The organism is Paraburkholderia sp. J11-2, from assembly GCF_905220185.1.
Lineage (GTDB): Bacteria > Pseudomonadota > Gammaproteobacteria > Burkholderiales > Burkholderiaceae > Paraburkholderia.
Genome location: NZ_CAJMYY010000015.1, coordinates 37734 through 52655 on the forward strand (window position 1 = coordinate 37734; position 14922 = coordinate 52655).

The 14922-nt window shown below is 57.1% G+C and carries 12 protein-coding genes; 11 read left to right on the plus strand and 1 reads right to left on the minus strand.

The genetic code is table 11. The features are described from left to right. The first annotated feature begins 2 nt into the window (after positions 1-2). Together pdxA and rsmA are read left to right on the plus strand one after the other, a co-directional pair. Positions 3-1025, plus strand: coding sequence for a 4-hydroxythreonine-4-phosphate dehydrogenase PdxA (pdxA, locus tag U5A57_RS21470; protein WP_321913684.1), 1023 nt, complete (start codon positions 3-5; stop codon positions 1023-1025). A gap of 15 nt (positions 1026-1040) precedes the next feature. Then, the gene (rsmA, locus tag U5A57_RS21475) at positions 1041-1868 is read left to right on the plus strand and encodes a 16S rRNA (adenine(1518)-N(6)/adenine(1519)-N(6))-dimethyltransferase RsmA (protein ID WP_233882891.1); all 828 of its coding nucleotides are present in this window, start codon (positions 1041-1043) and stop codon (positions 1866-1868) included. 67 nt (positions 1869-1935) lie between these two features. Here rsmA and panE read toward each other — a convergent pair whose 3' ends face one another. After that, positions 1936-2886: a 2-dehydropantoate 2-reductase gene (gene panE / locus U5A57_RS21480; protein WP_321913685.1), complete on the minus strand. Its 951-nt coding sequence runs from the start codon at positions 2884-2886 to the stop codon at positions 1936-1938. A gap of 155 nt (positions 2887-3041) precedes the next feature. On the opposite strand from panE, the gene gloA reads away from it, so the two are divergent. The 9 genes from gloA (at position 3042) to U5A57_RS21525 (ending at position 14919) form a co-directional block, all read left to right on the plus strand. Further along, positions 3042-3428, plus strand: a complete 387-nt coding sequence (gene gloA, locus U5A57_RS21485; RefSeq protein ID WP_321913686.1) for a lactoylglutathione lyase — start codon at positions 3042-3044, stop codon at positions 3426-3428. Between the two features lie 574 nt (positions 3429-4002). Continuing rightward, the gene (locus tag U5A57_RS21490) at positions 4003-5412 is read left to right on the plus strand and encodes an undecaprenyl-phosphate glucose phosphotransferase (protein ID WP_321913687.1); all 1410 of its coding nucleotides are present in this window, start codon (positions 4003-4005) and stop codon (positions 5410-5412) included. 20 nt (positions 5413-5432) lie between these two features. Next, on the plus strand, positions 5433-6698 hold the full coding sequence (locus tag U5A57_RS21495; RefSeq protein ID WP_415774652.1) for a polysaccharide biosynthesis/export family protein: 1266 nt from the start codon (positions 5433-5435) through the stop codon (positions 6696-6698). 88 nt (positions 6699-6786) lie between these two features. Next, positions 6787-8304 carry a mannose-1-phosphate guanylyltransferase/mannose-6-phosphate isomerase gene (locus tag U5A57_RS21500; protein ID WP_321913688.1) on the plus strand — a complete coding sequence of 506 codons (1518 nt, stop codon included), beginning with the start codon at positions 6787-6789 and terminating at the stop codon, positions 8302-8304. Positions 8305-8366: 62 nt separating this feature from the next. Further along, positions 8367-8807, plus strand: a complete 441-nt coding sequence (locus U5A57_RS21505; RefSeq protein ID WP_321913689.1) for a low molecular weight protein-tyrosine-phosphatase — start codon at positions 8367-8369, stop codon at positions 8805-8807. 4 nt (positions 8808-8811) lie between these two features. Then, on the plus strand, positions 8812-11034 hold the full coding sequence (locus U5A57_RS21510; protein ID WP_321913690.1) for a polysaccharide biosynthesis tyrosine autokinase: 2223 nt from the start codon (positions 8812-8814) through the stop codon (positions 11032-11034). 223 nt (positions 11035-11257) lie between these two features. After that, positions 11258-12388 carry a cellulase family glycosylhydrolase gene (locus U5A57_RS21515; RefSeq protein ID WP_321913691.1) on the plus strand — a complete coding sequence of 377 codons (1131 nt, stop codon included), beginning with the start codon at positions 11258-11260 and terminating at the stop codon, positions 12386-12388. Positions 12389-12458: 70 nt separating this feature from the next. Continuing rightward, positions 12459-13796 (plus strand): O-antigen ligase family protein, encoded by a 1338-nt coding sequence (locus tag U5A57_RS21520; protein WP_321913692.1) that lies wholly within the window; start codon positions 12459-12461, stop codon positions 13794-13796. Continuing rightward, positions 13789-14919 carry a glycosyltransferase gene (locus U5A57_RS21525; RefSeq protein WP_321913693.1) on the plus strand — a complete coding sequence of 377 codons (1131 nt, stop codon included), beginning with the start codon at positions 13789-13791 and terminating at the stop codon, positions 14917-14919. Before U5A57_RS21520 ends, U5A57_RS21525 begins: the two co-directional genes overlap by 8 nt. Positions 14920-14922 lie beyond the last annotated feature (3 nt).

Sequence of the window (14922 nt, forward strand, 5' to 3'; positions counted from 1 at the left end):
CCATGAACGCCTCCGCATCGTCGTCGCCGGCTCCGCGGAGGGCGGGGCCGATCCGCATCGCCATCACCACGGGTGAACCGGCCGGCGTCGGCCCCGAACTGACCGCCGCCGCGCTGGCGGGCGCCTCGGCCCACTGGCCCGACGCGCAGTTCGTCGTCCTCGGCGACAGCGCGCTGCTCGAAGCACGCGCGAAAGCCGCGAGCGTCGACTGGGCCGCCGTGCTGGCGCACCAGCCTGTGCAGGTCGAGCATATCGCGCTCGCGACGCCAGCCAAGCCCGGCAAGCTCGACGCCGCCAACGGCCGCTATGTTCTCGCGCTGCTCGACCGCGCGATCGACGGCGCACTGGCGGGCGAATTCGACGCGATCGTCACCGCGCCGCTGCAAAAGAGCACCATCAACGACGCCGGTGTGCCCTTTACCGGCCACACCGAATATCTCGCCGAACGCACGCATACGCCGCGCGTGGTCATGATGCTGGCGGGCACCGGCGCGCGCCCGTTGCGCGTGGCGCTCGCCACGACGCATTTGCCGCTCAAGGACGTGTCGGCTGCGCTCACGGTCGAGGGGCTCGTTGAAACACTTGGCATCATCGATCATGACCTGCGTCATCATTTCGGCGTGCCGCTGCCGCGGATTCTGGTGACCGGCCTCAACCCGCATGCGGGCGAGAACGGCTACCTGGGGCGCGAGGAAATTGACACGATCTCGCCGGCGCTGGCCGCCGCCGCTGCGCAAGGTATTGACGCGCGCGGCCCTTACCCCGCCGACACGCTGTTCCAGCCGCGCTACCTGAAGGATGCGGACTGCGTGCTGGCGATGTTCCACGACCAGGGCCTGCCGGTCCTGAAATACGCGACGTTCGGCGAAGGCATCAACGTCACGCTCGGCCTGCCGATCGTGCGCACCTCGGTCGATCATGGCACTGCGCTCGACCTCGCCGGCACTGGCCGCGCGGACGCAGGCAGCCTGATCGCCGCCCTCGACACCGCCGTTTCGATGGCGCGCCACCGGCGCGCTATCTGATTGAATCCAGAGAAGATGTCCAACAGCAGCAGACAGCACCAGGGCCACTTCGCGCGCAAGCGCTTCGGCCAAAACTTCCTCGTCGACACGGGCGTGATCGACTCGATCGTCGACGTCATTCGCCCGCAGCGCGGCGAGCGCATGGTCGAGATCGGGCCCGGTTTGGGTGCGCTCACCGAGCCGCTCATCGAGCGCCTCGCCACGCCTGAATCGCCGCTGCACGCGGTCGAGCTGGACCGCGACCTGATCGCGCGCCTCACGAAGAAGTTCGGCCCGCTGCTCGAACTGCACGCGGGCGATGCGCTCGCATTCGACTTCGGCTCGCTCGCGGCGCCGGGCGAGAAACCCTCGCTGCGCATTGTCGGCAATCTGCCGTACAACATTTCGAGCCCGCTGCTGTTTCACCTGACCACGTTTGCCGAGCGCGTGATCGACCAGCACTTCATGCTGCAGAACGAAGTGGTCGAGCGCATGGTGGCGGAGCCCGGCAGCAAGGCGTTCGGCCGTCTCACGGTGATGCTCCAGTACCGCTACGTGATCGACAAGCTCATCGACGTGCCGCCCGAATCGTTCCAACCGCCGCCCAAGGTGGATTCAGCGATCGTGCGCATGATTCCCTACGCCCCGCACGAACTGCCGAAGGTGAACGATGCGCTGCTCGGCGAACTCGTGACGGCCGCCTTCTCGCAGCGCCGCAAGATGCTGCGCAATACGCTCAGCGATTACCGCGAACGCCTCGACTTCGACGCGCTCGGCTTCGATCTGGCGCGCCGCGCCGAGGAAGTGCCCGTTGAGGAGTATGTGAGTCTCGCGCAGGCGCTGGAAGGGGCAGGCGGCGCTTGATGAGCGCGCGATGCGCCGCCTTGCCGGTGCGTTAGCCGTTTTTTGAGGCCGCTTCTCAGACCGCTTCTCAGGTCGCCTCGCTGCGCTGCGCCTCGTAGGCCTTGAGCTGGCTATAGACGACGCGCAGCACCGATAGCTCGTTCGATGCGTGCTGCACCGCGCCGCCGCGCCGGATCAGGTCGCCGAGCACGTGATCGGCCTCGATGCGCGAACCGTTCTGCACGTCGCGCAACATCGAGGCGGTGAGCGCCGAACCCTTGGCGAACAGCATCGAGCGTGAACGTTCGAGGAAGCTGTCGCGCACGGCGTGGCCATGTTCGGCTGCGATCGCGCGGCATTCGGCAAAGAGACGTTCGATGGTCGCGGCGCCGTCGGGCGTGGCGAGAATCACGCCAACGGGCGCACGGAAAAGACAGGTGCTGCCCGCGAGCGACGCGAGAAACACCCACTTCTCCCACATCTCCTGAAGGATGTGATCGCTCGCCTTCACGTGGAAGCCGGCATTGCCGAACTGATCCGCTACGGCTTGCACGCGCGGCGAGACGCCGCCGCCGAGCTCGCCGAACGTGATGGCGTGCACATCATTCAGATGCACGATCTCGCGTTTGTCGTTGAGCGTGGACGCGATCAGGCACACGCCGCCCAACACCCCCTGCGTGCCGAAGCGCGCCTGCAGGACTTCCAGATGGCGCATACCGTTGAGCAGCGGCAGGATCAGCGTGTTCGGCCCGACGGCAGCGGCGAACGAATCGATGGCGTTGTCGAGGTCGTAGGCCTTGCAGCTCAGCAATACGAGATCGAACGATTGGCCACCTTGCGACTCGAGCGCTTCGCGCGTGACGGTCTTGACGTCGCGCAGCGTGAGATCGCCCGCCGGACTGCGGATGACGAGGCCCGATTCGCGCAGTTGCGCGGCGCGCGCCTCGCGAACCAGAAACGTCACGTCACGCCCCGCAGCGGCGAGCCGGCCGCCAAAATAGCCGCCCGTCGCACCCGCACCCACTACCAGAATTCGCATGTCTACTCCTAGTTGCTTGCGTATAGCGAAATTGCCGGGGGCAATTTCAGGATGGCGTTCATGCTAGAGCAAATCGGCGCATCTTGCCGGGCCCGGCAGGGCTGGCGCGTTTTTGGTACAGTCCGGTTTTTGACGACGGCAAAACGGAGTACACAATGCGCCTGCTGCACACGATGATCCGGGTCGGCGACCTCGATCGCTCGATCAAGTTCTATACCGAACTGCTCGGCATGAAACTGCTGCGCCGCGAAGACTACCCCGATGGCAAGTTCACGCTGGCCTTCGTTGGGTACACGGACGAGCGCGATGGCACGGTGATCGAGCTTACGCATAACTGGGATACGGCTTCCTATGATCTTGGGGCCGGATTTGGTCACCTGGCGGTTGAGGTGGATGATGCCTACGCCGCCTGCGCGAAGATCAAGGAGCAGGGCGGGACGGTGGTGCGTGAAGCGGGTCCGATGAAGCATGGGACCACGGTGATCGCGTTTGTGACCGATCCGGATGGGTACAAGATCGAGTTTATTCAGAGGAAGAAGTAAGGTAGTTTGTAGGGCGGCGTCGGAATTCTCTGGCGTCGCTGCTTAAAGCTCGTTGAGTTTTAAATCGAATTAACAGATGTCCGGCAATTAAAAAGAAAATACCGGATGATTTGTGAGAATTAAATATTTTTCATCTTTATCTCACGTGGGATACACGTGCGACCATTTGTCGATTGCACGAGTCATCATCTTTTTTGATCGATATCGCCTGTCTTCGATCGGGTGAAATATACCGATACAAATAATTCGCAGTACGTATTTATAGATAGTTGACATCGAGCAATCCGGCGACATGATCGCGATCGCGGTCGTTTTGCGACTAGGTAAGAGGTGTCTATGCGTAGGTTTGAGAGGTCATTTAGGACTCTTCCTATATACGCGAAAGTGCCATTAAAACAAAATCAGCGCTTGGCCCTTAAGTAGGAGCCGGTTTGACCGACGAATAAGCGTGCGCATGGCAGTGCGTGGGCTAACTGCTGGAATCCGCAGGCGTCATGTCGTTGAATCGGTTCGCGGCTGTTTGAACCGGTTGCATTGTGTCCACTGCGCTACCTGCCTCCGAGAAGGAGAGCCTATGCATTCGACTACCCATATTGATGCTTCGGTGCCTATCCGAAACGGCGGAATGCTTGCGCGTCTGTCGGACGTCGTGGTGATCGCCGGTGGTGCGCTTTTGACAATGCGCGCGCCGGGCATTATCGATGGTGCCGGCTACGACAGCGCTCTGGTCGCGTTTTCGATGCTGCTAGCGCTCATGCTGTTTCCCTCGTGGGGCATGTACCGTGTGGCGCGTCGAGGTGTGTTCTGGCGTTGTGTTTGCGTGCCAATGTTTGCATGGCTTTTCGTCCTGGTCGCATCGTGCGTATTGGTGATGGCGCTACATCGTACATACCGTCCTGCAGCGGACTGGCTCGAAGAGTGGGCGTGCGTTTCTGCGGCCGGAGTCGTGATCAGTCGCCTGGCTGCACATGCAATCTATTTCCGGCTGACGAAGCAGGATGCGCACACGCGCACGGTTGCGGTAGTGGGCAACGCGGCGCGTTGCCGCCAGATCATGCGTAAGGTTGGCGCGAAGTCGGATTCGATGTATCGCGTCAGTGCGGCTTTTGACACGGAGCCGAAGGCAGACGCCGTTCCGCTTGGCTTGCCCACCTTCTGCGATCGCAAAGCGTTTGCCGACTATGTTCGCAATACCAATATCGACGAGCTTTGGCTAGCCGTTCCGCTTTCCGAAGGGCAGACGATTGTCCCTTTTGTCGGGTTGTTTCGTAATGATTTGATCAACGTCCGTTTTATCCCGGATGTGAGCGGTCTCTCGGTTTTCGCAGCTGGAATGACGAATCTCGAAGGTACGTCGGCGATCAACCTTGTAGCTTCACCGCTCGCTTCGCATTCACTCATCAGCAAGGAAATATTCGATCGAGCGTTTGCACTGTGTACCGTGGTGACGCTTGCACCGCTCTTTCTTGCGATTGCGGCGGCAGTCAAATGCTCATCACCAGGCCCTGCATTCTTCACGCAACGTCGCAAGGGCGCAAACGGTAAGGTCTTCAATATCTATAAATTTCGCAGCATGCGTGTGCATGCTGAATCGGATGGTGTGCTCAAGCAAGCGACGCGCAACGACCCGCGTGTGACGCGCGTTGGAGCTTTCCTCAGGCGTACGAGTCTTGATGAGCTACCGCAGTTCTTCAACGTTTTGCGTGGCGAAATGTCGGTTGTCGGGCCTCGGCCTCATGCCATCGAGCACGACAGGTTGTATCAAGACATTGTGGATGGGTACATCCATAGATACCGCATCAAGCCGGGTATCACCGGCTGGGCGCAAATCAACGGTTTTCGTGGCGAAACAGACCGCATCGAAAAGATGCAGGGGCGTATCGCGCACGATCTCTATTACCTCAGTAACTGGTCCTTCTGGTTCGACATTCGGATTGTCTTTGCCACAGTTTTCAAGGGACTGGTTCATCGTAATGCTTATTGATTGGCTGGACAGTGGAAGTGGTGACTCGATTGAAGAATTCTCAGGCTCCGGTGTCTTCGCGACTTACGGTGAAGTTTGCAGGCATCGGTGCCGCATTGGCGCTCTCGCTGCTGCTTGGCGGCTGCGCTTTCGCACCCGGTATGCGCATGTTGACTTCGTCGGGAGGCGGCGCGACGCAGAGGGAAAGCTCTCAAGCTACGGCTTCTGCGGTTAAGGAGGACGGTACGACTATCGCTGCGAGCACTAGCACTGAATCCGCGAATGCGACAAAAACGGTGAGCGCCACCGGAGCCACGCCAGAAATTCCCATCGTCGAGCTGGATATCGAATACGTTAGACGCTCGCAACAAGAGCGGGCAGAGAATGGTCAGCAGCATGTCAAGCTGCTTTCCGACCAGCCGACGCCATATGCGGTGGGAGCGGGCGACGTTCTGCAAATCATTGTCTGGGATCACCCGGAACTTGCAGCTGCGATGGGCAGTACGCCGGCGCAGAATACCAGCCGGCCAGGAGATCCCAGCTCAGGTTTCGTCGTTGATCAGGCCGGCGATCTGGCATTTCCTTATGCGGGTACGCTGCATGTCGCTGGCTTGCGGACAGAGGAAATACAAAGACGCTTGAGCGCTGCATTAGGCAAGTATTTCGTGAAGCCGCAGGTGACCGTGCGTATGGCTTCCTATCGGGCGCATCAAGTCTATGTAGATGGTGAAGTTCATACGCCTGGCGTGATTGCCATCAACGATGTGCCTATGTCGCTTTATGAGGCGATCGCGCGAGCCGGCGGTTTTTCCGATGCGGCCGATCAAAGCACGCTGGTGTTGGTGCGCGATGGCGTTTCCCACCGAATAGACCTCACGCAAATGGTCGCAAGCGGCCTCAACCCGTCCCGTCTTTATCTGCGCACGGGTGACAGACTACGGGTCGTCGCACGCGAAGAGAACGACGTCTATGTCATGGGCGAGGTGAATAAGCCGGTTTCGGCGATTCCTAATCGCACTGGGCGAATCACACTCGCCGATGCGCTTTCCCAGGCTGGAAGCGTGAACGCCGCGACGGCGGACGCCGCACAAATGTTTGTTGTGCGCGGGGCGCTCAACGGCACGCCGCAGGTATTCCATTTGGATGGCCGATCGCCGGTCGCGATGCTGGTCGCCAAGGAGTTTGATCTTCAGCCGAAGGACGTGGTCTATGTGGACGGCAACGGGCTTGTGCGCTTTAGTCGTGTGTTGAATTTGCTCTTGCCGGCGATTAATGCGGGCATGACGGCAGGAGTGCTGGCGAAGTGAGGCCGCGTCAGGATCGATTTCTGAGCGAAGAACATGCCCCGCTAAGCGCTTTCAAGGTGGCATCGGACGCGTGAGGCCGATAGAAACTATGGATATTCAAACTCGTAGCGCTAACGCGACGTCCGATGAAATTCAACCGCTTGGGAACGCCAGTTCGATCACTGATATTGCTGTCGTTCCGGTTGTGTTGGCAGGCGGTTCCGGAACTCGCCTGTGGCCACTATCGCGCGAGCAATTTCCGAAGCAATTGATTGACGTACTCGGTCAGGAATCGCTTCTTCAGACTACGGTTCAACGACTGCTGAGCGTTCCCCCGTTTCGCTGGAAGGTTGAGCGGCCGATAGTCGTGTGCGGCGAAGACACGCGTTTCGCGACGCAAGCTCAACTTCGGGCAGCAGGTGTCGAAACGCACGTCATTGTCGAGCCGTGCCGGCGCGAAACCGCACCGGCGCTCACGCTTGCGGCGCTCGCGGCTTTGCGGGGCAAGGAAGATGCAATTGTCGTCGCGATGCCGGCAGACCATGCAATCACGGAGCTTCAGGCCTTCTATAGCGCAATTGATACCGCAGTTCGCTATGCCTGCGATGGTGCGATCGTGAGCTTGGGCGTGCCGCCTACACGTCCAGACAGCGGCTTCGGCTATATCAAGACGGGTTCCGCTCTGGAGAACGGCGCACGCCGTATCGAGCAATTCGTCGAAAAGCCCGCAGTGGCGACAGCGGAGCGCTACCTCGCTTCAGGTTGTTACTGGTGGAACAGCGGCATCTTCGTGTTGCGCGCCAGCGTGTGGCTGAATGCGCTACGTATGCTCGAACCCTCGATGCTCGACGCATGTGTCTCGGCATACAACCGAGGCACGGGAGACGATGACGCTTCATTTCCAGATGCGGTTGCGTTCAGCAGTGCGCCCGCGAGTTCGATCGACTATGCGGTGATGGAACATCTTGGCCGTACGCAATCGCTTCCCCCGGGCGTGGTTGTCCCGCTTGATGCCGGCTGGTCGGACCTGGGTACCTGGGACGCGGTCTGGGGTGCGCTCGAGAAAGATTCTGAGGGCAACGTTGCTAGTGGCCGGGTCGCCTTAGCGGAGACAACTGAAAGTCTGGTCCGATCCGAAGGACGTCTCGTTGCGTGTATTGGCGTCAAGAATTTGATCGTCGTCGAAACCGCCGATGCTGTAATGGTCGCTGACCGTTCACGCGTTCAGGATGTAAAGGCGCTGGTCGAAAAAATTCGAATGCAACAAGCGCCGGAAGCGGACAGACATCGAATGGTGCGTCGGCCGTGGGGCTATTACGATTCGATCGATCAAGGTGACCGATTCCAGGTCAAGCGGATAGTCGTCACTCCTGGAGGCTCGCTTTCGCTTCAACTTCACCATCACCGTGCTGAACATTGGATCGTCGTGCGTGGAACGGCACGCGTGACGCGCGGCGATGAGCAATTTCTGCTCAGCGAAAACGAATCCACCTATATCCCGCTAGGGGTAACTCACCGGCTCGAGAATCCTGGCAAGTTACCGCTTGAATTGATCGAAGTACAGTCCGGAGCCTATCTGGGCGAGGACGACATCGTCCGCCTCGACGATACATACGGGCGGTCGTGAGTTGCCAGTAAATCGCTGGCACGAGAGGCCCCCGTGTGGAACAAAAAAGAGGATAGGTGAGAATGCTTAAGAACATACTCGTTATATGTGAAGGAAACATATGCCGTAGCCCCATGGCCCAAGCGCTTCTTGCAAGCCGTCTGCCGGGTGTGAATGTAATCTCCGCAGGTTGTGCGGCACTTGCAGGCCGCCCCGTGGACGAATTTGCTGTCGAATTGATGGCGGAGCGCAGCATCGATATTCGTGATCATGTCGCAGTGAACATGAATCTCGAGCAGGTGCGAATGGCGGACCTCGTGCTGACCATGTCAAACGCCCAGTCCAAAACTGTCGAGGCGCGGTACCCGTTTGCAAAGGGTAAGGTGTATTGCATAGGTGCGCCTCTTGGCATTGAGGTGGCTGATCCTTATCGACGCGGTCGAGATGCGTTCGTCTCGTCGCTGAACCAAATCGACCGGTGCATCGCTGTGTGGATCGAAGATTTAAAGAAAGTTATTTCCTGATTGTATGATCTCTTCCCAAAAAAACGTTGCTGATGACAACGGCTCGGCTAGCAATGAAATTCAGCTTGCCGAATATGTCGCCGCAATCCTCGAACACTGGAAGCTGATCGCAGTTGCCATTGCTATCTCGCTATTGCTTGGTGTTGTCTATATCGTTGTCGCGACGCCCCAGTACCGGGCGGACGCCATGATCCAGGTAGAGGACGATGGTAATTCCTCGAATAGCGCGCTGGGCCAACTAGCGTCCATTTTCGACAACAAGCAGACGGCTGCGGCAGAGATGGCGCTGATCGGTTCCCGGCTTGTCGTGGGTGGGGCGGTCAACGCGCTACATCTGGATGTCACTGCGCGCCCCCGTTATTTTCCGTTGATTGGCCGGATGATCGCCCGGCATGCGGTTGAGGGTGGGCTGGCATCTCCAGTGCTAGGTATGACCCGCTACGCGTGGGGCGGAGAAAAGATCGAAGTGTCACGCTTCGACGTTGCTGAAAGCCGGTACGACGATAAGTACACACTCGTCGCGCGCGAAGGGGGAGCCTACGATATTGTCGACCCCGACGGCGAATTGGTATTGCAAGGCCATGTGGGGCAGTTGGCCACGACTTCCGTAGGCAAGGAGCCGATTTCGATCAAGGTCGACCGGCTGATCGCGCACGCGGGTACGCACTTCGTGCTGAAGCGTAGTTCTACGCTGGATACGATTGGCGATTTGCAGCAGGCACTAGTCATTACCGAACTCGCTAAGGACTCGGGAATCATCGGTGTATCGCTGGATAGCGACGACGCATCCCATGCCGCTCTGGTGATCAACACAATAGCGAGCATGTATGTGCAGCAAAACGTTGACCGCAAGTCGGCTGAAGCGCAACACACACTGAAATTCCTGGACGACACACTGCCCCAATTGCGCCAGCAACTCAATGACGCGGAGAGTCAATATAACGCCTTCCGTAATCAGCGGGGGACAGTGGATCTATCGCAGGAAGGGCAGTTGCTGTTGCAGCGGGTCGTCGACAGCAAGACAAAGCTTCTTGAGCTTCAGCAAAAACGTACCGAGATGGTGCAGCGCTTTACGGCATCTCACCCGGCCGTTGCGGCACTGGACGGTCAGATTGCAGGGGTCACCTCCGAGCTTGATCAATTGAGCAAGCAGGTGACCGCACTACCCAATACCGAGCAAACGGCGCTCCAGTTGCTGCGTGACGTGCGAGTCGACACAGAGCTCTATATGAGCCTGCTCAATAGTGCACAGCAACTGCGAATCCTCAAGGCAGGGCAGGTGGGAAGCGTTCGCATCGTTGACTATGCGGTGGTACAAGATCTACCGGTCAAACCCAAGAAGTTGTTGGTGCTACTGCTGTCTATCGTGGCCGGGTCGTTTATCGGCACCGCGATCGTATTCATCCGCCGGAGCTTGTCCCAAGGTGTGACGCATAGTGAGGAAATCGAGCGATCGCTGGGGCTGCCGGTGTACGCGATGATCCCGCACAGCGATGCGCAAAATCGCCTGGAGAAGCAGGTCAAGCGGGACGGACGCGGTATTCCATTGTTGGCGGTGACCGCCCCTGGTGATGTGGCGGTTGAGGCGATACGCAGCTTGCGCACTGCGCTAGAGTTTGCGATGCTCAATGCCGCTAACAATGTGATCTCCATTACGAGCTCGCGGCCAGGCGCCGGTAAGTCGTTTACCTCCGCCAATCTCGCGGCGGTGCTAGCAAGCAGCGGCAAGCGCGTCATGCTCATCGACGCCGACCTGAGAAGGGGGACGCTCCAATCATATTTCGGCATCCAAAAGGAGCCGGGTGTTACGGATGTGATCCTTCGTGGTACAGAAGTTTCACGTGCCGTGGTGAAGCAAGCTATCAAGAACGTCGACGTATTGCCACGAGGTACTTCGGTGCCCAACCCTTCAGAGCTTCTGATGAGCGACAGGATGAGAGATCTTGTCGATCGGTTCTCAAGGGAATATGACGTCGTCATCGTCGATACGCCGCCTGTGCTCGCAGTGACCGATTCGGCTGTGGTCGGAAAACTTTCGGGTATGACTCTCCTTGCTATCCAGCACGGCGCGCATCCGATGCCTGAACTGATGGAGGTTGTTCAGCGTCTGCATGCGGCGGGCGTTTCGATCAAGGGAGCGCTGTTTACCAATGTGGCTGAGCGCAGCCTGAAGGCGGGTGCGTACTACACCGCGTATTACGCCTACGACGAAAAGGCAGGACGTTAGAGTCGTTCCCTGTATAAAAGTGAAACGTTGCATTTAATTATCTTAGATCAAGTAATTAGGAATGCAACATGTTGAGATCGAAATAATGTCGAAATGTCTTGGAGAGTCAAGATGGCTGAGGTCAGCCGTTTTGATGGTAATGCTGATGATCGAGGGGCTGTGCCGAACGGCTGCTGCCCAACAGCCTTGGGTCGGTGTAGGTGTACATCCGGGCGGAGTTGCCGTGGCAAAGCAGGAATCGGAACTGAACTTGGTCAGCAAAACCAACCTGACTTCGGTTCGCTTCGACATGCCGTGGAAGTATATCGAGACGCGTCAGGGCGAGTATTCAATCCCGGCCGATCTTGAGCGGTACGTCGATATGGCGATAAAGCGCGGGATTCAGCCAGTGTTGATCCTCGACTACGGCAATTCTCTCTATGACGGTGGTGACAAACCTCGCTCTGCGGCCGCAATCAACGCTTATGCGAGATATGCCACGTTTGTCGTTGCTCACTTTCGCGGTCGTGTCAATCAATTCGAAGTCTGGAACGAATGGGACAACTACACGGGAGGGTTTCGACCGGGTAGTCCGGAGGACTATGCGACGCTGTTTCGAGCCGTCTATCCGGTGCTTAAGGCGACCAACCCCGATGCCACGATCGTGGTTGGAGCTGGCGTGCGCAAGGGCTGGGAGGAGCGTCTTGCTGAACTCGGCATAGTTCAGATGGGCGACGGGTTGGCCGTTCATCCTTACAACTACCAGGTTACGGACGATCTCGCGCCAGAGCACTGCATCCGGGCGCTTATCGAACTTGAGGAGCGTTTGCGCCACTTGACCCGTAAGGCAAAGGTCGATCTGTATGTGACTGAAATTGGCTGGCCTACAAACATCGGCAAATTCGGTGTAAGCGAGGAAACGCAGAGATCTTTCGCGACGCGCCTCGTTTTGCTCGCCCGTTCGCTTCCGTACATCAAGGGAATCTGGTGGTACGACCTCGTTGACGATGGCAACGACCCGACCAACAAGGAGCATCACTTTGGGTTGTTTCGCATCGACCTGACGTCGAAGTCGGTTGCCTCGGGTATGTCGTCGGCCGCTACCTTTGTTGCGACGCATGCGTTGACGTTGGCAAACACGAATGGGTTCGACGAAGGCGTGGTCGCGATAGAAGCTCGGCCCCTCATGGGTGGCCCGAGAACAGCGGTTGTGTGGGATGTCCGACAAACTGGAAGGATGCGCGTCGATTGCGGGAAAGGTGACGATGTCATGACGATCGACCAAACGTTCGGAGCCGCTTCAGTTTCCCCAATACCTGCCATTGTGACAGCCCACCGCGGTCAATGTTCTAGCCGTCTCGTCGATCCAACGTGAGCGCGAATAAGATGGATGTTTGTTTTGGCAAGGCTGGCGACACCATGCGACTGGCAGGGTTGGAGTGCGCATGGGGATCGTAATCATTCTTGCACTCGTTATTGGATTGCCGTTGATACCGAGATGTCTGCGCGTGTGTCTTCTGTTGCCGCTTGCGGTATTTCAGGTCTACCCACCGTGGCTCGTAGTCGGTCAACTCCCGGTGCCGTTGGCACTGGTCGTTGCCTATGCATTTTGGCCGGAGCTTCTCAAGGAAGCGAAATTCCTGTTCTCCGTAAAACCGATTCGAATCATTCTCGGAATTTCGATCATTACAGTCGTGAGTTTTCTCTGGTCCGTTAACGTCCGACTCGGACTTGTTTCGTTAAATGCCTTTCTCTCATTCATAGCCGTATTCGCAGGCATCGCGAGCCAGGCGCGTTCAGACTCTCGTTGGATCACACGTGCGCTAACGATTTTCTATCTCGCGATGATGGTATTTGCTGCAAGTGTCGTGATGTTTCGTTTCGCGCCGGTTGAGAAGTTGCTATTCCTGAAGACGAACCTTGCAACGTGGTTTATAAGCTCAAATACGTTGACGGAGTTATTTTCAGATGGTCGAAATAATGTTTTCGATCCTGAAAAATCTGGTGGATTCGCATTCGTCAACGGCAACGCTGCGTCTACTTTCCTTGGGTTCGTCGCTATGACGGCGCTGGGGTCTGCATTCGCCTATAGATCTCGATCCCATTTCATTATGGGAATTATATTGACTGCTGCGGTTCCATTCGCGGGATCGAAGGCGGGAATGATGCTTATTTTACCAATGTTGGCGGTCCTGTTCTTGTTTCGTGTTTCAGAAAAGGATCGGGGAATTGTGTCGATCTTGTTAGTTCAGGTCACTGCTATTGCAATAATTTCTTACAAAATTATGAATATCGGCCACAGCGGGATGAGCTCTGTTGTAAGTAGCAGAGTGGCAGATACGGCAGATACACGGTTTCAAATGTGGGGATTTGCTTTGAAGATGTTTCTTGAAAATCCAATTCTTGGTCAGGGATTTGGGGGGTGGCAAATTGAATTTCCGGCCTATGCAAGATTTTCTGGCGTTCCGACAGACTTGCCACCCCACAATACTTTTATTTATCTCTGGTCTCAAAGTGGAATTGTTGCGCTAACGCTCGGTGTCGCGCTCGTCGTTTGGATATTGAAGAAGGCCCTGGAAGGCGCTGGTGCAGCGGATGTGGAGTCAAAAGGTTTAGGAGTGATGCTGTTGCTCAGTTACACCTGGTTATTGATACAGGGATTTGGGGAGAATCAGGGCCTCATCGGAGATGTACACATTCAACCCATACTTGCGACCGTGTTGGCTCTGTTCACCGTTCGGGCGTCCTTAAACGGAAAGACGACGAGAGGGAAAAGTGCATAACGTCGCAATCTATCGTCATCAACTCTTTAAGCGCTCTGAGCCGTTCATCGAACAGCAGGCGATGCACATAAGAGGGTTTCGGCCAATCATGGTTGGACGAGACCGTTGGGGCGATGCACCTGTTGGTATGAAGAGCATCGCAATGTGTGATATCGCGGGCAATCACATGAAGCGTGCGCACATTCTGCACGCAATTACGCGTTGTCCGGGGGGCATCGCTGAAATGTTGCGTCCTTTCGATGTCAGGCTAATTCATGCCCATTTTGGTGTAGACGCTGTCTACGCGGAGCGTGTCGCTGCGCTTCTGGATATTCCTTTGGTTTCAACCTTCCATGGATTCGATGTCACAACTCGAATGATCAACATGATTCGGTCCGGGAAACCTTCGTGGATCAACTATCTTCTCCATCGAAGAGCGTTGGCGCGTAGCGGACAACTTTTCCTTTGTGTTTCGGAGTATATCCGGCAACGGGCATTAAGTCATGGCTATCCAGAAAAGAGAATGCGTGTGCATTACATGGGAATCGACACAAAAAGGATTTTTGTGCCCGAATCACGATCAGATATTCCCATTGTGTTGCACGTTGGAAGATTGGTGGAAAAGAAGGGATGCGCAGATTTAATCCAAGCGTTTGCGAATTTGCCCGCGCGGCATAGGGATGCCAGGCTCGTCATTGTCGGCGACGGTCCACTACGCGGTGTTTTGGAGAGTAGTTCGCAGGCGCTTGGCTTGAGCAAACGAGTGGTGTTCATGGGGCCGCAACCTCAGCACCGCGTACATGAACTCATGCGGGAGGCGATGCTTCTTTGTCAGCCGAGTGTGACTGCACGATCAGGGGACGCAGAGGGCTTTGGCATGGTCCTACTGGAAGCCGCTGCATCCGGAATTCCAGCCATTGGAACGCGAAGTGGCGGAATTGTGGAGGCCGTTGTTGACGGGCAGACCGGACTCTTGGTGAGGGAGCATGATATAGCTGGATTGACAAGGTCTATGACAGATCTTATGGATTCCTCAAGTACAAGGAAGGAGATGGGACGAGCGGCGAGACGACGTGTGGAAGAGCATTTCGATGTGGCGAAGCAATCCGCCCTGCTCGCCGAATACTACAAAGAGCTCGTCTGAACC